The organism is Pectobacterium aroidearum (assembly GCF_041228105.1).
In the GTDB taxonomy this organism is placed as follows: Bacteria; Pseudomonadota; Gammaproteobacteria; order Enterobacterales; family Enterobacteriaceae; genus Pectobacterium; species Pectobacterium aroidearum.
In genome coordinates, this window is sequence record NZ_CP166097.1 from 4474931 (window position 1) to 4497606 (window position 22676).

Here is a 22676-nt window from a genome sequence, read left to right on the forward strand (position 1 = left end):
ATAATTAACGTAAAACAGACTGTCAGTGCATCAAACAACCTTCAAGCAAAGGCTTACACTCAGTGTTGGGAACGAGCCGTACACACTGGTCACTCAAGACGAGTCTTATAACTTTTGACTCGCTAAGGTACTTAATGTGCGCAGCCTCATCAGAAAAACCCGAACGAGTATACTTAACGTCGGTGACACCATAGTGAAAATAGGTGTCCCAGACCCCCTTGCCAGCTTTCTTTCCCTGTGAAATAACATCATCAAAATAATGTCTGTAATTCTCGGGAATAAAGCCTAACTCAAAGGTTTCGCCTAGACACTCTGCGATTTCGAAAATCAGATAATCATGACCTATAGTGCCACTATGATCAGGAACACTTTTGATATCAGACTGCTTGAATGTACTCATCTCCATCAATTTGCCTTCTATTGCAGAAATCACACAAAGCAGCTCAACGACAGAATGACGATTACGATAAAGATGATTAAGCAAAGTATTCATAGATAAATCCTCTCTTCAATTTGAAAAGGGACTTATCCCCAGAGGGGAAAAATCCCCATATGGGTTAAGTAACAAAAAATGCATCGAGAACTGTATTCAGTGGGCCCGACTGAGGTACGTGATATAACCATCAAAATCGCTGTTGCCATCCAGGCAGGAAGAAAATTCCCAGCGAGTATGCTTACCTTCCTGGACGCCATTCTGAAAGGCTTTGTCCCAAAACCCTTGAGCAACTTTGTTGCCCAGTGCAATCACATCATTCAAATAATGACTGTAATTATCAGGGATAAAATTCAGCCCAACGGTTTCGCCAAGACATTCTGCGATTTCGAAAATCTGATAGTCATTGTCTGTAAAACCATCCTCATCAGGGGAACAGTTGATCTGAAGTGCCTCGAATGCACCAACCTCCATCAATTTTCCTTCTATGTCAGAAATCACACACAGCAGGTCAACGACAGAATGACGATTACGAGCAAGACGGTTAAGTAAAGTATTCATAATGGATAAATCCTTTTTTCAATTTGAAAAAGGATTTATCTCCACGTGGGGATAAATCCCCGTGTGGGTTAAGTTAAACAGCGTCAGGCAAACCTCAGCCAGCATGGCTGTTCTTATTCAGGTTACGAGATGCATATTCGATGATGTCACCCAATACCATAAGCAATTGTGGCATGGTCAAAGGTGTACCTTCCGCGATAATCCCGAGCTTCACTGCGCCTTCGCCAATTGCATTGGCGAAAAGAGCACGCTGATGAAGAAGATCATCAACAGATTCGGTAGCCAAATCACGATAACTGCTGTTGTCTGAACCGAACTCCGGCGTTATTGCATTCGCTTCCGCATGAGTGCGAGCGTAACGCAGCAAATCGTCGAATGCGTCCTGGATTTGCTTGCCTTCTGTGTCCGATATCATTGGCAATCGGTTATCTTTGAAATCGAGTAGCACCCCATGAAGGGCGCATAACGTCACCATTAACCCGAATGCATCCGTTGTTACTTGGACTCGGAACCGGGATGCGTAAACATTATAAAGTTTATCACCGTCAGGAACGGCATATACCGGGGTTTCCAGATCGTTGGTCACCTGAGGGTGCCAGTCATTCCAGCTACCACTGCTAACATGGAGCTTAGACTGCCAGACCTCAATAATGTACTGAACGAATACGTCGTAAGTCTCTTTCGACATGAAAGAGTAGAAAGTTTCAAAGGCTGACGCTTTGTTAGTCTGAGTCATGGATAAATCCTCTTCTAAATTCAATGTGAAAGGATCTATCCCCAACGGGATAGATCCCGCATGGGTTAAGTCACGATATGGCAGTCGGTCAGTAGAACGTCCGGCCTTCATACCAATTGCGCTCAACATCTACACTGAGCACGTAAAGGTAGTAGTCAATGAGCCAAATGCTCGCATCAGGGCTCTCATGAACACGGGCAGCATCCTTCAGGCCTTTATTAAAATAGTACTGCCACAGGGCAGTATTAACGGAAAGGCCGAACTCAAGAATATCTGCGAAGTATTTGTCGAAAAAAGTGCGCGGTAGCAGTTCCAGGTTGATAATTTCACCGACCTGCCGTGCAACCCACGCTATCTTTTTCTGGTTAAGCGTCATCATCGCTAAGTCATCCCAGTCCATCGTATCAATGTCGAGACGTATGAGCGCAGTCGCTTCCATCAATACAGACTCAATGTCAGAGACAATCCTGATGAGGTCTGTTGTGGAACGTTGTAAAAATTCATCATCGCGTCGCAAAATGGCCAGGCGCGAGACGAAAGGTTTCGTGTTGAAATCGTGCATCGATAAATCCTTTTTTCGGTTCAAAACGAAAAGGGATTTATCTCCACCGGGGATAAATCCCCATGTGGGTATGTTTTAAGTCACTGGAAGCGGTAACGCAGCGTTGCCAGTTCCTTAGCCAGCAATTCTCCAGCTTGCAACGCCAGACGATTGTTAATAAAAGCTTCGCGTGGCGTCTTTAAATGTTCAAATCGGTAGTTACCTGGATGGGTTCCAGTACGCGCACAAATGCGAAAATACCAAAAACCATCAGTATCTCGTTCAACCTGAGCTTGAAAACTCATGTTTCGTGATCGATTTATGATCCAATCGGATTCAACGGATGTTGGGGAACATTTAAGAAAATGCATTCGCCCCAGTAAAGCAGAGACTGCTTTACCAAAAACCATCAAACGTTGAGTAGTTAAAGTTTGCATCATGTTCTCCAAATGAAAAACGGAGAACATTTCTGCCCACACGGGAAGAAATCTTCCCCGCATGGGTGGTTGTCAACTGCAGAACGAGTCGACGCTAGACTGAAAAGTGAATGGCAAAAAGCCAGTTGTGTGAAGTGAGCCTTAACCGATAATGTTCGGTCTCTGTTTTCAAAGGTTAAACAGATTTTCGTTGCCGCTCGAAAGCGCCATCTCCCAGGCTAATGATGGCATTGGCATGTGATTACCCTAAGGCGTTCCTCTCAAATCACTGGAACATTGGCAGTTGTCAGAGACAACGGTTTGCAAAATAATCGTACACAAAATCTTCAACGCCGACAAGCCCTACAACTCTCTAGCCTGGTAAAATATCAAAGCGCAATTACCGAAAATTTACATTAGCATCTTTATCTATAGAGTAAGTCTCTCCACAGTCGTCACACTTAAATGAAGCTCCTGCAGGATTACCAACGAATCCGTCTTGCCTCTCTCCACATCGTGGGCAATTAACATATATATCGATTACATACATAGACATGACTTGGTGATGTGTATTATTACTCTCATCATTTTTCATAAAATTAATTTCCTAAATTAATATGGACTAGAATTATTCTTGGTCAACTTTGTTATAAACACGAGCAACATAATGCCCCCTACCATCTCCATGACCCAGATCCATAGAAGCTAATGCTTCAGCCTCCTTTTGGCTAAAGCCATTTTTAATATGAAGATTGGTCACATCGTTAGTGTACGCATATCGAAGGCTATGAGGTGCGTACTTACCAAAAAGTCCAGCACCTCTTACAATATTACGGTATTTTTCAATAGCCAAATGTAAGGCAGGGCTATCAATCAGACGGTTATTGTTTTTATCAGATATGCTGATTGCGTTGTTCACTGCGATTAACAATTTATCTCTGTCAATAATAGTCGTATCTCTAGGGCGCCCTCCTTTCGTTCCAAAAACCACACGAACTTTTTCATCACCATTTTGTAAAGCTTTCTGCCATGTTTTAAGTGATTTTACAGATTGAATGGTCTCTTCATTACGTAAACCAAGAAGCCGTGATAGTTCCATTGCAGCAGCTGCACCTTGATCGACAATTTTAACTTTTTCCAAGACGCTTTCGTATACGCTATCCGGAATGGCAACTTTCGTCCCTTCTCTGCTGGCCCCAGAAATACCTAATGCCCGGTTATTTAACGTTTCATGTTCAGGGTTAGCCATAATCGTTTTACCACACGCACGTAAGATACAGCGTATCGCAGACATCTCATTTTGCAGAGTCCGTATGGATATATTTTCAAGACGTCGACTCTTCATATACATCTCGACGTGTTTTGGTTTGATATTTTTAGCATCACGAATTTGAATATTTAGGCTTCTCAACCTATCTGCAACGCGATCTGCAATTTTCATACGGTCATGAACGGTCTTGAAACTTCCGCCACCATGCCGAGCCAGAGTTACCAAGCTTTTATTTAATTTGGCCATTTAGCCCTCCTATTCTAATGAGGTGAGTCAGGTATTCCGTCCGTGTGAACGGAATACCTGACTCACCGGGAACACCTAACTACAAATTCCCTGAAACATTTCATCCCCGATGACACGGTTTGGTTTTGCGCTTCCTGCGTCTCAGCAGACATCTGTGCATCGGGGGGCGAAATGTTGAACTCATGCGAGATTCTCCAGGTGTTAACCCTTTGCGACGCTGCTTGCGCCGTCCGTCTCCGCCATCAGTTCGTTAAAAATAAACTAAAGATGTCGCCGTCGATGTCGTGCCGATTTACCTCCTAACTAATTGAAATGTCCTCATGATGATGTCCTTCATACACTCGGATTGGTTGTTAAATTCATGACCGTTAACGGTTGTTCGACGTTTATACGTCCGTAAAACCGTTACTACGTGTTGGTCAGATGGTATAGAAACCGTCTATCGGGCAGTGCGTAAGCTCTGACCGTATACGCGCCCGCGCGTCACTTGGTATTCGCGATGCTCATACGCAAGTGACGCGCGCATACTTCTGCTCTCAATCCGGACGTGGAAGATGCCAAATGTTCCAATTGGCATACCCACGAGCCGTAAAGTTCGCAGCCAGTAAGCAAAGCAAGATAAGCCTTGAAGACGTAATGACGTTAGTACGCAGACATCAAGAAGTCTGCTAAAGAAGCGCCTGCATATCGCAAGACGTAAAGTTTGAAGTGAGCCTTAACCGTTACCGGCCCCTGTTTTCAAAGGTTAAACAGGTTTACCGCCCGAAGGCGTCATCTCTCAGGTCATGATGACATTGGCAATGTGATCACCCGAAGGCGTCCCTCTCTGATCACCAGGACATTGGCATGTTGCATTCGAGCAACAGTACAACGCGTGTATAGTAGATCCGATTAGATAACGAGATCAATAAAATTTAGCTATCTGTTTATATTGATCAACTCAACCTATTTTTATAAAATCCCTGAACATTACTTAAGTTTACAATATGAGCCAGAAAATTAACTTTATATTTAATCTAATAAAGGAAGCACAAGATGAATCATCTTACAATATGGCGATATTTAACTACTGAGAAATTTGAACAATTAATAAATGACAAGGGGATTTATTTTAGCAAAGCATCTGATTTCGAAGACAAAAGAGAAGGTTATTACACACAAGATAAATATTTTGAAAATTTAAGAAGGAATGAGTCAGATGAAGATACTCTGAACGCCATCAATAGTGCAGAAGAAATGAGCAATAGAATAAGGGATCGTTCACCATCGCATAATTACATTTCTTGCTGGCATAAAAATAACAACGAAAATATAAATATGTGGAATGACTACATAAAGAACGCTGATGAAGGAGTTGTAATAAAAAGTAATGATATAAAAATAATATGGATGATTCCTCATAGCTTAAGCGAAGTAATAACCCATTATGACTGTATATATGGAGACAAAAACAACAATAATGATTTCACTGACAACTTTAAATATAAAGATCAGAAATTTCATTCTGAAAATGAATTTAGGCTCGTCATAGATAATTTTACACTAAATGTACTAACACCTTTTTCAGGCGGTTTAGAATCAATTCCATGCATCGGGGGGGAGCGATCTTATAAAGATCTAGGCAATGGCAAAGACCCTAAAAATGATATATATAAAAAAGGAAATGGGTTTGTTGTTAAATATGATTTAAATAAAATAATAGATGAAATAAGAACACATCCAAAATCATCGGATAAATATTTTAGGCATATAAAAGAAAAAATGAAAGAAGCAGGATTAGCCTGTCCATTAAATCAATCCGAGTTAAAATAAAATATTAATTAAATACAGTTATCTACATACCCACCGGGAAAGTCGGCTCGACACTCGCCGACCGCTCCCGTTCGCGAGCCCCCTTGGTTGGGGCTCGCTCACTGGCTTATTTCCCCGTGGATATGTGGATAACAGCTCAACCTTTATTATAATTAGACTGAAAAGGTATAATCTGATAACCATTAATATAACTCTGGTATGGCCCCAAGTAATGAATCTCACAAAATACTATTTGAGAGATAAACTCACGAATAAATATCTCTTTTGCCAAAAGATCCTGCTGTCTTTTGTTTTGGCCTGTATGGGTAATGTCATTTCGCATCTTGATTATGTCAACAATCATACTATTAGGGAAAATAGTGTCAGATAGGCAATAGTAATCCCTTAATCCTTGGATCTTCCCCGACAATGTTCGAGCATTGAGTCCTTTGAGCTTACTCTCAAATATCTTTGCTGCCGTTTCCTCTAATTCATAATCCGCCAAAATTCCGATCAACTTTTCACGAATGGGGGCGAAATCTGTCTTAGGAATAACAGTTGTACAAATCTTCGGAACAAGATGTTCGACAACAGTTTCCAGAGCAGTCATTGCCATGAGAAAACGCCCCTCGGGTATTGAGATGTCATCATAAAGCCAACCTATTGCTGTCCATAGCATCTCAGGAAAAGGAGCGGGATCATCGAAACGTTTGGCTAATGCCTCAATAAACGGACCTTGACTCAAATGGTGAATCGGCGAAAGGTTTTTTAAAAAACCATGGCCATCATAGAATGTTGTTTGCCAACGAGTCCCGATAACTACATCCAAACGTGGTGTCTGTAGACGGCCTCCGTGGGCAAATCCAAGCCCGCGATGCATAAATGTGAGAAATGCGTCGGTCTTTTTCACCCAACTATCTATATCGGGAAATTCTGCTTCAGAAGCATAAACTGATACAAAACCTGACATCTCATCTTTACTTGTCTTTTTATTCGACCCACCGACTTCAACCTTACCTAGGGACATCGTCACTACAGGGTTTCGATGTGATTTGAACCCCCTGAACCATAGCCGCATAAACGGCTCCTTCGCAGGTTCATTGATATTGAACGTCAAAATCGATTCTCTCGCCCTGAGCGAAACAGTACCCTTATCAGGGCCGCGACTCATACCTTGCAATTCTATTGTCTCAGATAAAAAAGCTGAACCATCTTTAGCTACCCCCTTAAGCACTAAGGACTCAACATAAGATCCAGGTTTACCCATAGCACCATTTAGCTTCAATAGATCTTTAGCCTCCAGAGGTAGTGGCCTGATAGACAAAAATCCATCTTCATCCGCCAAAATTTCAAACTCCAACGGCACAACATTGTCCCTAAACGCCAGAGCTCCCACAAATATCTTCGGCTCAAACATCATTTTCCTTGGCTCCGTATCACCTTTTATTTTTCCTTTGTTACATTTACCCGACATATCGCTTCGTCAATTAATACTGCACACCAGTTCACAGTTCAATTCTAGCTAAATATTATTGACAGTAATTAGCCACCTACAAAGACACAAATATTAGTCAGGAGTATTTTGAATAATTGCGGTCAAAAAACACTCATGGTACAATTAATTGGGATTTTTTATCCGAGGATAGGGATATGAGCAAAGAAGGATTTAACACAAATGACATCGACAGCATTGTTGCTCGTTACAGCAAACGCCGTCACATTGATGAGAGCAAGCTAAAGCGTAAGACTTTGGAAACAGGAGCCCTCCCCAGTGCGACCCATGATGCTGGAGCTATTGTATTATCCTGTGTTGCTAATACACTCAGTCACCATCAAAGCACTTCAAACGAAGGTGATGGTTACCGAATTGGTAATGAGGGACCTGGTTTCTATTGTGGTAGCATAAAGGTAGGCGATTAGCCTGAAAGATACTAATCGCCCACTGAATCACCTAGATTTGGTTACACTATTCATAACTCCTTTCCCTTGTGATATCGCAGTATCTTTAGCCATCTTACCCGCATCTTGGCCTGCTTGCTGAGGCATGTTAGCGCCATCTTTCAACGAAGCTGCTATTGCCCCTCCTAAATTCACACCAATCCAGCTAAACATACCGATCCAGAACATTGGGAAAATAATATACATCGCCCCCATAACAAGATTCATGATCCAGCCATCTGATACCGAACTGAGAAAATCCGTCAATGGAGCCATTGGGGACTTATCTGTCAAACCTTGTTCGGCCATGCTGTCATAGAGTATTGTGATTAGCCTGTCATCAAGCCAGCCAGCCAATTCCCACCAGAACGTAATGAACACTAATGCGAAAAACACAAAAGAAATCGTCACGACTGTTTTAGGTTCATAGGCGCTGAACATCATTAATATCGGTATGGAAATAATCACCATCATTTCCAGTAGCGCCTGGATCATTGGAAGTGCTTGCTTCAACGCATCAAATCCCGGCGCGGCCTCTATTTGCTTCATGCCAACGCCAGCCGTGGATGCCATGCGAGACAGGAATGACGAAACCCCAGACAAACCACCGGTTGCATAGTTCTCATTACCACCGATGGTATAGGATTCCCCCGTTCCAGACAGACCAACATTTCTGGGGCTGACCAGCCAACGTAAAGCAGCCTCTTCCCATTGGCTACCAGCACTACGTTGCAACCCTTTTTTTGTACTATCACTGATATTGGCGAGTACCCGACTCTTCAGACCATTATCACCATCAGACCACCATTGCTTACAGGTTGGATATCCTCCGCGGCCGACGTCGGTATATCCACTATCTCGCTGGCTGTCATACGGCCATTGGCTGCGTGGCTCTGTCGATGTGTAGGTATCGTAGTAGCCAGACGTAGTCAGAAAATAGCTACTGCCTATCCAACCCACTGAGTTAATCGTCGCATCGCTTAACTGGCTATTTGTACTCTTCAGCCGAAAATAGCTCCGGGCATAGCATTGGTCTGCAAATGACTGGATTTCATCCTGTAATACAGGGTCTCGCAGCTTGGTATTCTGCACTTCGAAACGTAATTGACGCAGATTATCCCCACAGGGGATTGACGCTATCATTGCCTGCGTCGTTCCCTTCGATACCAGATGCAACATATACCACCACACCGGTACCTCAGCCGTTCTGCCATCAAAGTCATTAACCATCCCTCTGTAACCAGAGTTCTGCGGCGACGGCACGTTTATGCCACACTGTTTCGCCCGGGAGCTGTCAAACTTAATCGCGTTGATATCGACTGGCAACAGTGGAATGCAACAAAACAGCATCATACAAAACGCAATGTAAAGCGCATGCTCCATCCTTGGTAATGCCAGTATCCCCTTGTTCCCTTCATCAGCCCCTTCTTCCCTCACCTTCAGCCAGATACCTAGCACTTTAAACACCAATGGCAACGCAAAGAGCCCGGTACTGAGCAGAATGTCCCAGAAGGCGTTATTCAATATCCAGCCAAAAAGCACCAGGAAATATTCAAGAAAACTATTCGCTGTCACAATCGCTCCTTATGCCACTAAGGCGCGTAAGTTGGCCAGCTCGATGAAGAGGAGGAATCCAGCGGCCAACCATTCCAGTCGCCTTAAGTAAGCTGGCGATGCAGTGGCAGAAATGAGCCTGGGACGAACAGCATAAAACCATAGCCACGCCAGTCCGGCGTATACCATCATGCGCCAGGCCAGCAAGATATAACGGCTGTCATGCAACCAGACTTTTATGCCCTGACCATCCGGATCGTTCTCAAACAGCACGGCAGCCAACAGCATCAATAGCGTGATAAGTAACAACCAAGTAATGAAGAACAGCAGATAACGCCGCCAGTAGCCATAAGGCTTGGTCTTAGAGTTCGCCACAGTTACTGCCCTCCCTGATTCTGGCTCAATCCGTTAAAGCCTTGATCCTGGCTCCCACTCTTTTGCTGGAACCGGTTGCCTTGATTACGTACTCCCTGACGCTCCAGCGTGGTCAGCAAGCTGTTGTTACTGATGGCTTTACGAATATCCATTTCGTTTTTCAATGCAGCCAATTCCCTGTCCAGGGCATCAATACGCCGGTCACCTTCAGACAGCGCTTCAGGTTGATCGGCTGCATTCGGTTCGGATTGTCCCGTAGTCAGCATCCTGCGCATCGTCAGTGCGGTTTCAACGGTATCCGACATCGCCAGTTCACCGGCTAAACGCTGAATGAGTGCGCTATTGTCCGGATCATCTTTCAGGGACTGGATAACGCTACGCGTCACAACCATGCTGCCTGTTTTGAGCTTGGCCAAATTGCTGGCCGTCGGCGCTTCAGCACCGCCAACCAGTTTTACCAACTGCTCCGTATTTTCTTTTGTTGCCTCTTCCAGCATTGGGGAGAATCCCGTGCCGGCAACACTGCTCCCAGGTTCGTTCTCCACGCCGCCACTTGAACACTGACTGGCATCCCGGCAGGTACGAATCGAGCGATCGCCGAGTACCTTGACGACCGCTTCAGCCGCTTTTTCAGAAGAAGGGAAACGCTGGCATGACGTACCGTTGCAGCTTGATGAGCTGACACTGCTGTTACTCGTCACTGGCAGGTTGTTCATCATATTGAAGCCGGCTTTCGCCAAATCCCGGGTGGGTCTGATAGCTGCCTGTCCCTTTCCGCCGCGTTTTTGGCCACCAATCCAGGTTGCCCCTTCTTCCCCTGTTGCTTTCTGCAACTTCTGGTCGCTACTGACTGCATCGCCGTTACTGGATGCCACAATATCCTTGTATTCCTCCACAACTGCAGCCTGAGTCCATTTATTACCCACGGTATAATCGGCCATTTTGTTGGCCATGCTCTGGCAACTCAGCTTGGCCTTGTCAAAGCTGAGTCCTGCCTGCAAAACACCATTGGTCAGCATTTCATACAGCGCAGGATTGGCACGCTGGATGACCATCGCCGGCATACTGGCCACAGCACCGGTAGCCCCTTGAATCACAGTTCCCATCAGATCCTTAAAGCCACTGGTAATACCGTTAAGCTGATTACCGACTGTCGTTTTCATATCGAAATTACCGCACATCAGGTCGCTGCTCCAACCACCGGTAACGCCCAGACGCGTCATGCTGTTTCGTGATGACGGAGGTGATATCACCGTACCGCCACCGATCGAGTAGAACAACCCGTCACTGACCGCACCGCTGACAGATGCCCCGGAGGGTGAAGTATTAATTTCAGCTCCCACATGGGCTGAAGTACCGAGGATCATGATGGCCAGAATGCCGGATAAAATAGAAACTGACGGGAAATAACGAGTTTGCTGTGTTTTCATTGGTATTCTGCCTGTTTAGAAATCAGTGCTGTAAAGGAAAGTCTGGCCACGCCGTTTGCAACAGCTATAGGGTTGCCACAATGTCCAGGCATACTGGCCATTCTGTGCAACTGCACCGCTATCAGGAAAAACCGCACATGAATTGGATAACTGAGGGGATAAGCGCTGCCATTTATGATTTTGCGTCCCGGTATTTTCACGAACCGGGTCAGGAGGCCAGTAGCCGGGTGAGCGTTGTCCAACCAGGGGTTGATAGACATGAAGCTGCCCACTGCGCGTAATGACATCAGCAACACGCTGTGCGACTAAAGCGGCAGATTTATACCCGTCATGCTGCGTTACAAAGCCACTACGTGGATAAACATTCCCCCACATATTCGCTGATGCCTGGCTCCCCAGTTCACGTTGTCCGGGGATCAATGCTTCAGGATAAAGCGATTCAGGAATACCGCTGCGCCAGACCAGCGCATCAAGTGAGCTCATAAAATACGGCATAAACGGCGTAGCAGCCGTCTGGCATGAATAGCCAGACACCATACCGCCGATCGCTGAGGTTGCAGGATGGCCATACGCATCTGCATAGTAGAAATGGATATTTTTCTTGCGCAACCCTGGCGCTTTCAGTTCCTGATTTCCGCCGCCAGTCGCAACACCGGACAGTGAGCCAACAAGCGCGCTTTCACCACTTCCCGCGGCCTGGCTCACTGTCGCCATTTCTACCCAGGGATTTTCGCCCTCATTGGCATAGGCAGAAACCACCGCTTCAGGAATAAAGTGTTCCACTTTTACCGACGTCTTAATTGAGCAACCAAATGGGGTACAAAGGAGCCAGTAACAAATCCCTTTTACACGCCAGCTAATACAAGACACTGATGTTGCACTGGCCATCAGACTGGCGGTATTGACACTGGCAGTACATAAGCCACTGCCAGTGAGCAAGACAGCCAAAAGTAATCGCCGACTACGAGGAGAAGAAAGTTTCACGGCTTCGCCTCCTGCGCGTGCGTCAGGTGTTGACGAGCAAGGTCGACATCGGTGGTTCCGTACACTACCCAGCGATCGTCAAACACTATGGCCGGGTATTTCTTTACACCCAATGACCATGCCCGGACAACGCCCTGGTAAGCATCCTGAATCTGTTGCTGCTGTTGAATAAAGGCAGGCGATCCCACTATCTCCCGAGCTTGTTTTTCAGCCTGCACAGCGTCAGTGGGCAACTGGCCGAACAGGTTCTGCTCCGCTTTAGCAACCGCATCGAGATAAACAACGGGGATATCTGAAGATACTGAGGAAACGGGGTGCGCGCTGTCGGTATAAATCACCGTGCCGGCAAATGCGTTCAAAGCAAAACACATGACCGGCAGCACGCTGATAACTCTTATCATAGTGAACACTCCTTAGACAGATACCCGTCTAAGGTGCGATCATCAATGCGATACGTCAGTAAACAACTCTATATGGGGCTGTGAAAATTTAGGTTACCAGTTGCATCGAATGGGAAAATTCGCATGGCAGTTAGAATATCTATGCTAGTGTTTTACCAATAAATGATAGAATTTTTTTTATATCGTTATCATTTAACATGAAAACAGGTGATGGCCCTGATACTTCTGGACCATTCATTACAGCTAAACCGTGATACATATCTCTTGTGAATTCAAACCCATCAGTCCTTTCAGGAATTTCCTTATATCCGACGAAGGTCATCCCTGATTTTTCGTAAAATGGTATTAAATCTGGTGAACAAAGTAATGTGAGGTTTTTAGATTCCTCAAGTAAATCGATTAGTATTTTCGAACCAATCCCTTGATTACGAAACTCTTCAAAGACAAATATTTTATGGCAATAACGAGAAAATGAAGTGTCCGGATGATCGAAAAATACTGCATATCCATTTAACCGTTCACCAGTACAGTTAATGAGTACTTTCAACTCTCCATTACGAAAACAGGTTACCATTACTTCTGATATATAATTCAAACAATTATCATACTCATCTTCGTTCACCCCCATAAAAGGGATCATTAGCTTAGGTTGACACGCCAAGTCAGAAATTATGCCTTTCGACTCATTAAGAATGATTTTTGCTAAAAAAATATCGTTTAGTTTATTTTCAGCCTGAGGCATACCTGACATTTGGTAGGTTCCTTATTTAAAATCGAGCTCTAACATTCAAATTAATAAAAATAGATAGAAAAACAGCCATGGTAAACAGTTAGCTATCTATTGAATTAATCCCATGGAATGCAATTGGGCAACGATTTCTGCATATCCAGGGCGGCTCACATAAGCTATTTCATGGATGCTTCCTTCTATTTCAACACGACCAACATGATAATCATTTTTATCACGCTCTCGATCTTTACTTTTTGATTGATCCTTTTCAGGTGCCCGCATGTCGAATCGTCCATGTTCGTTTTGCTGAAGTACATATCCTTTCCTTGAGCCCTGAACGATCGCTATTGTTCTCATCATCTACACACCTTCATAACTGGAAAGTTGGATTTTTATCGTACACCGACAGGCTGACGTAGCATAGCCTTCGGGCATAGAATGCCGTAGTCTTAATTCATATGTGTGAATTCTAAGGAAGAACAGGAAAAGGCTGCTTACACGACCTAAAGCAAGAGGGAATTTACTCCCCCAACATGTCATGATCCTGTTCAGTTCGCCAGCGTAAATAGCTCAATTCCGCCTGCCAGCCACAGAACCCTGCTGCCGCTGCGTTTCTTTCGATCATCCAGCGTGTTTCTTCGGGGTGCATATAAGGCTTCCACTGCTCTGGTATAGGCAATTCTATTTCATCATCAGTATCTTGCTTCTGCTCCCAGCGTTTTTCCTGCCATGCTGCCCGCAAATCGTCATCATCTGATGTTTCGTAATACAGGAAATAAAAAATATCCTCTGTCAGAAGGGCTGAATTGATCTCGAGCACGGAGAGCATTCTGGCTCTCTCCTCCTGGTCCTGCTTATGCATATCCAGGTTAACCTGCTCCATAAACTCCTGGTATTCACGGTCATCAATACGTTCATTCTCCCCAGTCCCCCCAAGCATCCAATCAAGCCACTCGCCCTCATCTTCCACGTTTTTCTGCTGGGACTGCTTGATTTCTGAAACAATCCCTTCCAGCATAACCTCATTCCAGTCAGGTTCAGGCTTGGCGCCACACTGTTGCCGTGGTTGCAGGTTAATCAACTGAATCAGCGACGCAGGTTCATCCGGAACAACCTCATTGATCTCTTCACTTATTTTTGTTTCATCGGTGAGCCGGGGTAACCCCCTTTTCTCACGGCCGCTGCCAACCCGGTCGACCAGAAAGCGTTCCTGCCAGGCTTTCCCTGCCGCTTTCTTACCCTCACGCTCCATACTGGTGGTGTATTTCATCAGAAAAACGTGCATGTATCGCTGACGTTCTTCCGCCATACGGATACTGACATCGTGGAAACGTTGATAGAATGCTTCATCATGGCCACAGTCCATGCTGTCTCCTTCATGGGCAATCTCATGCTCCGTCAGGCTAAAGAGGTAACTCGCAGCGCGTAATGGATCAGTACGCAATCGCTGAACCACTTTAATGTTATAAGCGATGTAGCTTTCACCATCCGTCCAGGCTTCTGCCGACGTCGATTCCCCTAACAGGATATGAAAAATTTTCCCACCACGGGTGTAGTTTGCCCAGCGACCGTTACCTCCAGTGCAACGACGGGCATATTGAATCAGGCACCAACGTAATGCTCTCCAGGCTCGAAGGGTTTCAGCATCGAGTGCATCCTTTTCCCTGACCAGTTGAGTTCGTTCGACAAAAGCATTACTCAGCGTATTGAAATCAATAATGGCAGGCTCAAAGGCTCTCTCAACATACCACGCACCCTTCTCGGTCTGATCGCGCTCACGCAAGTTATTATGGATCTGAGTCAGACACTCAATAAATTCATCGTTGCTGTAACAGCCGAACCGGGTCAGTGTAATTGGGTGCATCACCACCACAATATCGGCGCTGGCCAACAACTCTCCGCGAGGAACATCAGCGCCACGGGCGATGGTGAAACACCCTTCATATCCTCCAGGTCGCTGCCGCCTGCATTTGTACAGAAAATCGACCAGTGTGACATGCTTTTTCCCTGGCAATAAGGTAATTACCTCTTCATTCCGATACAAGGTGACCAGCGATCTATCTCCTGCAATCAGCGAACGCGCCGCGTTCTCTCTACGGGACTCCGTCTTACGGTAGTGACCAAGCTGATTCGCCAGCGCGGCGGCCAACTCACCAAAGCGTTTAGCGATACCTTGCCATACCGGGCAGGTTTTACGGAGGATCTCCGTTCGTGAGACATTAAGTCCGATAGCACGTTTACTAACGATAAGGCCGCCAACACCCCACATATGTCCAGGATCATGGCGAACCAGTACACCCTGATTATAGATGGATACAGCCCCCTCTTCACGTACGCGATACCAGGCGAACTCATCTTCAGCATCCCATTTCTCCGTAGCCGGATTACGGGTGATCAACCGTCCATTGAGCTCTACACGAATCGGGGTATAACGGACCAGATCGCGGATTTCCTGAATGGCTGACATCAATTCGGCCTCGCTCAATGGTTCATACCATTCGCCAGTGATTTGACAGCCGGCTACTCCTTCTCCCAGATCGTCCAGGTCATAGTGATAACCCATGAGGCGCGTATCGACATGCATCTGCCAGGACTGTGAACGCCAAAGTGTTCTGGCGTGCGCCATAATCTGCCCACGCCCCAACCGGAAGCGGCCGTAGGTCGCATCCCCCTCGATGTGCGGTGTGCCGAAACGACCAAAGTAATTCACCACATCGTCTCTTGATGCAAAACCATGACCATCATCGTTACAGCTAAATCCCTCCCGGGACACCGTCAATAATACCGAAGACGCCTGCGCATCAACGCTGTTCATGAGCAGCTCTATCAGGGCTTTTCCCAGGGAACCCGCCTGGCTGTATATAATGTGATGAATAATCTGGGGATCAAGCTCGAAAGGGTATCGCATGAATGTGTTCTCCTTAATAAGGTAAACAACCATTCTCGATAGCCAGCGACGGGAGAGAAGCAACAACTCTGTTTGAAGTAATCACAATTACCGAAAGAAATTATATCCAGCACGAAATGAGTTTAGCGCTGTAATCATGGGCAAAAACGGACACAGTATTCCACTGTAAAAGCGTGACAGGAAAGCCCACATGTCAGACAAAAAAAATCCCTCTCAGGCTCACCCACGGGGGATCGTGTTACCTTCTATCGAGTTACCCACAACACACTTTGTAATGCAGGACAATCATCATGTATTTTTTGTGTCACTAGAACACATATTGCTTTGCCTGCAAGAAGCAGAAAAACAGGGCGAAGTCCCTCCTCTGGAAAGTGAGTGGTGGCACACACTTCAGGGGACATTCCCTTCCCTGCGTTAATTGACCAAATCTCCCAAGGTCTCTTTGGCCAGCGCCAGCAATGCGTCATTGAATGCTGAAGATTTCCAGTGACTGAAGTTGACGAGGTTATTGAAATAGTTAAAGTCAAAACCAACCGTCTGACGATAGATTTCTGTTGGCGCTTCCTTTCCCTCTCTTAGGGTAAACACCATATCCATCATCTCAACCAGTTCATCTTCTTCCACTCGGGAACGGTGCAGCGTCTGGTAAATACCAAGCTCAATATAATCCCGGCAGGCTGCATCTTTGATCACATAGCCTTTGTCGCTGTAGCACAGACGACCTGATGTTCGGCTCACCAGTTCATTCGCCAGATCTGCATCCACTTTTTTATACAGGATCGCCTGAAAATCGGTCATATAAAGAAAAACCCAGGGGATATTCATCAATGTCGCCCGTGCATACAGCCACCCTTCCTCCCGACGATATTGCTGTAGCATGCTTTTGGCCAATCCTTCATCAATCTTTATCCCTGTCGCCCGACTGAGTAACCAGACTACTTTATCGAAATGATTGATCAGAATAGACAGGATTTGCTGCGTCAGTATGCCTGGCGCACGTCTGGGTCTGCCATCGCCATCATCGCGTTTAGTATTCGAATAAGGGCACCACAGATACGCCTCGTTGTCATAAATACCGACACCGTACACGGAACTGCCGCAATGCTTGCCATAGGGATTAGGGGTATTGGCCAGTGCTTTATACAAGCCGATTATCTGAATAGGGTTATTGCAGGCCGGGCAAACAGCAAAGTATTGAGGATTACCGCTGGAGTTTGTTTTGTACCACGGCGGGCGGCGGGCGGTACGTTGCTCATAGTCATTTTTCTCAATCAAATAATAGGCCTGAGTCTTTACGGAAAGTTTGTAAACGTTCATGGTGAGTAATACCGATAGGACTGAGTAATCATGTGGTTATAGCATGTACTGCCACCGTAAAAAACAGGATGGTATTAACAACCTCACCCCACTAACGCGCCTGCGGCTTGTTCAACTGGCGCAGGCTCCGCAAAGAAAAGCTTTTGCGAACCCCGCACCAGTTCCCGAATTACCCTTTTTCGCCTGTCACCTGCTCAATAGCCTTTAGCAACCACATCATGTCTGTCGCATCGGAGACATTGATGTACCAGCGCATACCACGGGCATATTCATTATCATCTGGCCATACGGTATTGCCGGCAACCGTAATCAGGAGATCAAGCGCCTTTCCTGTCGGATCGCTAATATGTACCGAAACGCAGCAACGGTTACCAACACGATGAGGTAACACAGAAAGTTGAGCCGGGCAGACTAGGCGTTTTCTGACTTCATCGCCCAACTTCGCAAGTTGGAGTGAATCACCTTCACCAATACGGGCAACACCCTGCGGAGGCACATCAAACAGGACAGAAAACGGGAGTGCATTATCCGGCACCACTTCAGGTTTAGACATCGTTAATCGCTTCACGCAGCCTCCGTTTCGGTCATAATCCCTCTTGCCTTATCCAGCTTCTTCGCCACGAGAAAAGCCGCTTGCAGCTCACTGCAGCCATGTTCGTTCATCAGTTGCCGGCGTTCCGCTTTTTCTTCTTTTTCAGTCATCCCCAACGCAAGGTAAAGGCTGGGAGGAACGGCCCTGAATAAAGCTTCTACCCGTTTAGCCAGAACCACACCTTCCGTATAGCATCGGGGTAACTTTGTCGCAGAGAGCAACATCGCCTTTTGCTCTTCATTCAGCTTTTTGAACCGCGAGATTTGCTCCACTTCATCCGGTGGCATGGTCAGACACAACCACCATTCTGCCATATTGAGCATTTTTTCCGACGTATCCGGATAATCCGCCAAGTTCTGTGTTGCAAGCCAGAGCCACGCCCCCAATTTACGCCACATTTTCACCACCTTAGTCATATACGGTGATAGCAGGGGGTTCGTCGTCGCAATATGGGCTTCATCGATAACCATATTGATTTCACGATCCAGGTACTGATCACGTTCAGCGATGTTATTGACGGTATTCACCAGGGCGATAACAGCGACGGCCATCTGTGCTTCATAGCCCTCACGCGCCAATGTACCGAGATCGATGATAGTGACATCCGCTTCTGGCCAGGGCGTTCCTGGGCGGTTAAACAGTTCTCCCTCAAACCCTTCGGTAAACATGCGCAACGCCTCAGCCATCTCCTCAGCACGCGCACGCCTTGCTGCCGTTCGGCGGTCTCGCCCCTCACTGTCCTTGGTGTTATCCCGGGCGATATGCTCCAACGCAGACATCAAATCCGAGGGCAACATTTGGTGTCCAGCTTCATACGATTGTTTCGCCGCAGCCAGAATAGCCTCACGCAACATGCCCCGATCGGCACGCGTCATTCTTGCTTCTTCTGCTGCCTCTCCCCCCGTGACCATAAGACGTGCAGCTATCTCCATTTCTCCCAGAATATCGCGCTTTTCCTCATCGTCATCATCCGGCTCTTTTGCATCATCATCCAGCTCAGGCAAAGACAACTCATCAGTAATGAGTTCTCTGGGATCTACCTGTAACAACAGGTGAGCATCGGCAAACGGTGCCAGTGAGACACCACGCCCAGGTTTGATGCTGATCTTGTTCACCGTCAACCCTAATGACTCATAGTAATCGCCAAGCAGCCCAAACGAGTTTCCCGCCTCCAGTAAAAACAGCCGTGAACGGTGGATAGCCATCACCTGCGCTAAAACACTACACAATGTCGCTGACTTACCCGAACCTGTCGGTCCAAACAACAGTAAATGGGCATTCTGTGTCCTGTCTGCCTTATTCATTGGATCAAATGACAATGCCGCCCCTCCGCGATTGAAAAAGGAAAGGCCGGGATTACCCGTTCCCGTATCACGGCCAAAAACTGGCAGCAGGCAGGCAAAGTGCTGTACAAACGTCAGCCGGGTATACCAGTGGTTTTGATCCGTTTCAGGGTTGAAACACATCGGTAAAGCACGCAGATAGCCATTGAGTGGCGCAACATCATGTTCAGGGTTGATCGGCTGAAGGCCGGCATTGAGCAGCTTGGCACTAATATCGAGATAGCGTTTGTCGAGCGTATCCAGATCTGACGCTTTGATCAGAAACGTCAACGATGAGCGATACAGTTTGTGCCGCTCACCCAGATACTCTTTGGCTGTTGCCGCATCTGCGCGTACACGCTGAGATTCAACATTTTCGCCCATTGCATTTTTGCCCAGGCTGGCGAACTCCTCTTCTAAAACATCCTGAGGTTGAACAACCAATGTCATCGCAATAACCGTTCCCTGCGGCATCAGATCCATCAGCGTATTGATGTTCTCTCCACGCCTGACTTCACCGGTCAAGTGCCCCGTCTGTGGTGCTTTTCTCAGCCGTTCTACGGGTACTGCTTTGTGCGCCACATTATCAAACCACCATACTCCACGTTCGGCATCGCTGCGCGGCCGCGTAAACCACAATGTTTCGCTAAAATCGTTCAATATAGGAAGAGAATCGGGTGCGCCGTCGTCATGTGACGCTGTACGGTACAGCAGTTCGGGCGCAACCCATTCCGGCTTAGGGTTAAACCAGCGTAGCAGCCAGTTATGTATCTGTTCACCATTTTGCCGATGGCAACGAATACCGGCGCCGGACAATGCTGAGGTTAAACGGTCGCAGACCTGGTTCAGCATGGTCGCCGGCGGTAACGGATCGCGGGACTGCTTTTCAACATAGCGGTAAATCACCATACGTGTGCGGCGGGTTTGTCCGCGCCAGGGTGCACCCGTGACAATTTTATCGTCAAACAGGCCTTTCTCTGCCGAAATGCTTTTCATATGGCGATCGGTTTCAGCCAGCCAGGCCTGTGTGAATGCCGTCCCCTCCGCCCAAGGTTTGACATAACCACGTAACTTATCCATATACGCCGTCACATCCGTATCATCCTGGCAGTAAAGCTGCACGACCCACTGGTGACTATCCAACTCAGGCAAGCTGTCCTGCAAGGCATCTTCAACCACATCGCGGATCTCTTCCAGGCGCTCAGCCGGCCGTCCTTCCGTACCCACTGGCGTAATTTCATAAACCGCACCAACAGACGCGCCATCATCCAACAACAAGCATTGATCCGCAGAGAGGTATTCCGCCCAGGGCATATAATCAATAATGGATGGCGCAACGCCATAAAGTTGTTGTTCATCCCTCTCAGTTAATCGCCCATCACGGCTAAGCGGTTCATGGCCATTTACCGCAAATGGCCCATTCCCTTTCAGATTTTCATCTGAAGATGTCGTTCTACGCTGAAACAGTGAAAACATTAAAATGCCTCCGTCCGTTCACCCGGCAGGGCATATTGCACCTGGCTGTAGAACGGGAATACCGTGCTATACCCCGGCACCGGAGTATTACCCTTACTGAGATGGGGATAGACATACATCACCAGGTCAGGATTCGGCAAACGAGGAAACGTCTGCTGGATCTCATTCTCCTGAGTGCGGCTATAGTTTTCCGCCTCCCGCAGCACATTGACCTGGTCAGTATCCGTCAGGGTGCGCCGCAGAGTAGTGCGCCCTTCATGCCTGGCTTGAGTCGTTGACGCCCCACCATTCCACAACTCGAGCATGGTGCTGTCGCCCGGAGGCAGCATCTGCTCTTTGCTGGTACTGCATCCTGAAAGTGTTACGGCGAAAAAAAGCGAGGCTATCGCGCATTGAGCTTTAATATTCATGCCGATCACCTTCCTTTGAAGAATCTGAAAGCGCACAGCGACTGGAAACATAGGAGAATGATTGCAGCTCAGGGACACGATGCATCTCACTTAAATGAACTGGCATCATCTGCCAGTACTCTTCACCATGTAATCTTTTCAGAGCCATCGATATGATCTCGCCATTACTCGCAGAAACGTGCTCCAGAAAGCAAGCTACCCTGCATCTTTCAAGCGCCTCAGGAAACAACCGAGCAATCGTTAATTGAGTGTCTTGCACCTCAATACGGGTAGGACCCAGCATCAGAATTAATGCGTTATGCTCCCAAAACAAAGATGCCTGTTGAAATACCGCAACACGTTGAGCCAACTCGAGATCAAACTCACCATGACTGACCGCCACAGAATAGCCAGAGCCAGCACTGAAGTACCACTTAGTGGTCCATCTAATGGGATTGCCGTTATTTTCTTTCATGCGATGTCCCCAGTCCTAACCAACGTATCCAACTCGATCTCGCTCGTCCAGGTTTTACCTGTTGCGAGTTCAGGCGCTCTTCATAACGTTGTTTCAGTACAGAAAGACACGTTCGGGCATCTTGTGCATTTTGCATGTAGCTGACGGCGAATAGCTCAGGGAGATCATGCTCCCCGAGTTGGTGCAGTTGCGCCTCTATCTGAAAATGATCCAACTTCCATCCTGGCGTATCGTCACGATGTACAGCCTGGTTCCGCACCTCAAGCTTCAAATAGATGCCCAGTTGAGCCATCGCATCGATAATCTTTCGCATCTCACTGCACGCTTCATAATACGGGTGGTCGATATCATAGTGATTCATCGTCACATCATGCAGTTGCGTTACCCCCTGGCCATTGACGTGAAAATAAAAGCGCGCCAGACAACTGCGATGATTACCATCTGAGCCGATAAACCAATTAATCCCATCCAGACTGTTAAAATTCATGCTCGACCGTTTATGCCCAGGCTCCGTGTAATAGCCAGGGTTCTTTTCCAGCAGAGGAATGTTGATATCCATCCGCTTTCCACGATCCAGCAGCTCCAGCCAACTCATACCGGCATACTGTGGGTGATCAGTACCAATAATGCGAAAGACGTTGATGCTACCCTGTGTCGTCCAGTAATGACGGGTGATGAAATCTCTCTCGCGACGGAAACACGAATCATCCCAACGAAGGATCTCATCATTAGCCCACGAGGGCGGAGCAGATCGTACCTGTTCAACAAAACGATAATTTTCAGTCATCATG

The 22676-nt window shown here is 46.8% G+C and carries 24 protein-coding genes; 3 read left to right on the plus strand and 21 right to left on the minus strand.

Going from position 1 to position 22676, the window contains the following annotated elements; all coding sequences use genetic code 11:
- Positions 1-22: 22 nt before the first annotated feature.
- The 6 genes from AB8809_RS20160 to AB8809_RS20185 all read right to left on the minus strand — a co-directional run bounded on the left by AB8809_RS20160 (position 23) and on the right by AB8809_RS20185 (position 4203).
- Positions 23-493 carry a hypothetical protein gene (locus AB8809_RS20160; protein WP_349855406.1) on the minus strand — a complete coding sequence of 157 codons (471 nt, stop codon included), beginning with the start codon at positions 491-493 and terminating at the stop codon, positions 23-25.
- Positions 494-589: 96 nt separating this feature from the next.
- The gene (locus AB8809_RS20165) at positions 590-994 is read right to left on the minus strand and encodes a hypothetical protein (RefSeq protein WP_349855408.1); all 405 of its coding nucleotides are present in this window, start codon (positions 992-994) and stop codon (positions 590-592) included.
- Between the two features lie 94 nt (positions 995-1088).
- Positions 1089-1730, minus strand: a complete 642-nt coding sequence (locus AB8809_RS20170) for an antirestriction protein (RefSeq protein ID WP_349855410.1) — start codon at positions 1728-1730, stop codon at positions 1089-1091.
- 88 nt (positions 1731-1818) lie between these two features.
- Positions 1819-2292: a hypothetical protein gene (locus AB8809_RS20175; protein ID WP_349855412.1), complete on the minus strand. Its 474-nt coding sequence runs from the start codon at positions 2290-2292 to the stop codon at positions 1819-1821.
- Positions 2293-2372: 80 nt separating this feature from the next.
- A complete protein-coding gene (locus AB8809_RS20180) occupies positions 2373-2708 on the minus strand; it encodes a hypothetical protein (RefSeq protein ID WP_369986670.1) in 336 nt (111 codons plus the stop codon).
- Positions 2709-3315: 607 nt separating this feature from the next.
- Complete coding sequence (locus AB8809_RS20185; protein WP_349855416.1) at positions 3316-4203, minus strand: integrase domain-containing protein; 888 nt, start codon at positions 4201-4203, stop codon at positions 3316-3318.
- A gap of 1035 nt (positions 4204-5238) precedes the next feature.
- Between AB8809_RS20185 and AB8809_RS20190 the strand changes: the two genes are divergently transcribed.
- Positions 5239-6015 carry a hypothetical protein gene (locus AB8809_RS20190; protein WP_349855418.1) on the plus strand — a complete coding sequence of 259 codons (777 nt, stop codon included), beginning with the start codon at positions 5239-5241 and terminating at the stop codon, positions 6013-6015.
- Positions 6016-6151: 136 nt separating this feature from the next.
- Here the strand turns inward: AB8809_RS20190 and AB8809_RS20195 are convergent, their stop codons facing one another.
- Complete coding sequence (locus AB8809_RS20195) at positions 6152-7468, minus strand: hypothetical protein (RefSeq protein WP_369986672.1); 1317 nt, start codon at positions 7466-7468, stop codon at positions 6152-6154.
- Between the two features lie 176 nt (positions 7469-7644).
- Here AB8809_RS20195 and AB8809_RS20200 point away from each other — a divergent pair, with 176 nt between their 5' ends.
- On the plus strand, positions 7645-7914 hold the full coding sequence (locus AB8809_RS20200) for a hypothetical protein (protein WP_349855422.1): 270 nt from the start codon (positions 7645-7647) through the stop codon (positions 7912-7914).
- A 27-nt stretch (positions 7915-7941) separates the two neighbouring features.
- Here the strand turns inward: AB8809_RS20200 and AB8809_RS20205 are convergent, their stop codons facing one another.
- The 8 genes from AB8809_RS20205 to AB8809_RS20240 all read right to left on the minus strand — a co-directional run bounded on the left by AB8809_RS20205 (position 7942) and on the right by AB8809_RS20240 (position 16314).
- Positions 7942-9507, minus strand: coding sequence for a conjugal transfer protein TraG N-terminal domain-containing protein (locus AB8809_RS20205; RefSeq protein ID WP_349855424.1), 1566 nt, complete (start codon positions 9505-9507; stop codon positions 7942-7944).
- Positions 9508-9516: 9 nt separating this feature from the next.
- Complete coding sequence (locus AB8809_RS20210) at positions 9517-9861, minus strand: hypothetical protein (RefSeq protein WP_349855426.1); 345 nt, start codon at positions 9859-9861, stop codon at positions 9517-9519.
- A 2-nt stretch (positions 9862-9863) separates the two neighbouring features.
- The gene (locus AB8809_RS20215; protein WP_349855502.1) at positions 9864-11228 is read right to left on the minus strand and encodes an integrating conjugative element protein; all 1365 of its coding nucleotides are present in this window, start codon (positions 11226-11228) and stop codon (positions 9864-9866) included.
- Positions 11229-11306: 78 nt separating this feature from the next.
- Positions 11307-12275, minus strand: coding sequence for a TIGR03756 family integrating conjugative element protein (locus AB8809_RS20220; RefSeq protein WP_349855428.1), 969 nt, complete (start codon positions 12273-12275; stop codon positions 11307-11309).
- Positions 12272-12676, minus strand: a complete 405-nt coding sequence (locus tag AB8809_RS20225) for a TIGR03757 family integrating conjugative element protein (RefSeq protein ID WP_258884383.1) — start codon at positions 12674-12676, stop codon at positions 12272-12274. The genes AB8809_RS20220 and AB8809_RS20225 overlap by 4 nt, the downstream gene beginning before the upstream one ends.
- A gap of 139 nt (positions 12677-12815) precedes the next feature.
- A complete protein-coding gene (locus AB8809_RS20230; protein WP_349855431.1) occupies positions 12816-13427 on the minus strand; it encodes a GNAT family N-acetyltransferase in 612 nt (203 codons plus the stop codon).
- Between the two features lie 87 nt (positions 13428-13514).
- Positions 13515-13766, minus strand: coding sequence for a hypothetical protein (locus AB8809_RS20235; RefSeq protein ID WP_349855433.1), 252 nt, complete (start codon positions 13764-13766; stop codon positions 13515-13517).
- A gap of 160 nt (positions 13767-13926) precedes the next feature.
- Entirely contained in the window at positions 13927-16314 is a 2388-nt protein-coding gene (locus tag AB8809_RS20240) for an ATP-binding protein (protein WP_349855435.1), read from the minus strand.
- A 190-nt stretch (positions 16315-16504) separates the two neighbouring features.
- Here AB8809_RS20240 and AB8809_RS20245 point away from each other — a divergent pair, with 190 nt between their 5' ends.
- Complete coding sequence (locus tag AB8809_RS20245; protein ID WP_349855437.1) at positions 16505-16732, plus strand: hypothetical protein; 228 nt, start codon at positions 16505-16507, stop codon at positions 16730-16732.
- Here AB8809_RS20245 and AB8809_RS20250 read toward each other — a convergent pair.
- From AB8809_RS20250 to AB8809_RS20275, 6 genes are all read right to left on the minus strand, one after another.
- Positions 16729-17631, minus strand: coding sequence for a hypothetical protein (locus tag AB8809_RS20250; RefSeq protein WP_349855439.1), 903 nt, complete (start codon positions 17629-17631; stop codon positions 16729-16731). The two genes, AB8809_RS20245 and AB8809_RS20250, sit on opposite strands and share 4 nt — an antisense overlap.
- Positions 17632-17800: 169 nt before the next feature.
- Positions 17801-18199 (minus strand): hypothetical protein, encoded by a 399-nt coding sequence (locus tag AB8809_RS20255; RefSeq protein ID WP_349855441.1) that lies wholly within the window; start codon positions 18197-18199, stop codon positions 17801-17803.
- On the minus strand, positions 18196-21021 hold the full coding sequence (locus AB8809_RS20260; RefSeq protein WP_349855443.1) for a conjugative transfer ATPase: 2826 nt from the start codon (positions 21019-21021) through the stop codon (positions 18196-18198). The genes AB8809_RS20255 and AB8809_RS20260 overlap by 4 nt, the downstream gene beginning before the upstream one ends.
- On the minus strand, positions 21021-21431 hold the full coding sequence (locus AB8809_RS20265; protein WP_349855445.1) for a TIGR03751 family conjugal transfer lipoprotein: 411 nt from the start codon (positions 21429-21431) through the stop codon (positions 21021-21023). The genes AB8809_RS20260 and AB8809_RS20265 overlap by 1 nt, the downstream gene beginning before the upstream one ends.
- The gene (locus tag AB8809_RS20270) at positions 21421-21885 is read right to left on the minus strand and encodes a hypothetical protein (protein WP_349855447.1); all 465 of its coding nucleotides are present in this window, start codon (positions 21883-21885) and stop codon (positions 21421-21423) included. Before AB8809_RS20270 ends, AB8809_RS20265 begins: the two co-directional genes overlap by 11 nt.
- On the minus strand, positions 21872-22675 hold the full coding sequence (locus AB8809_RS20275; RefSeq protein ID WP_226293462.1) for a hypothetical protein: 804 nt from the start codon (positions 22673-22675) through the stop codon (positions 21872-21874). The genes AB8809_RS20270 and AB8809_RS20275 overlap by 14 nt, the downstream gene beginning before the upstream one ends.
- Position 22676: the final 1 nt, after the last annotated feature.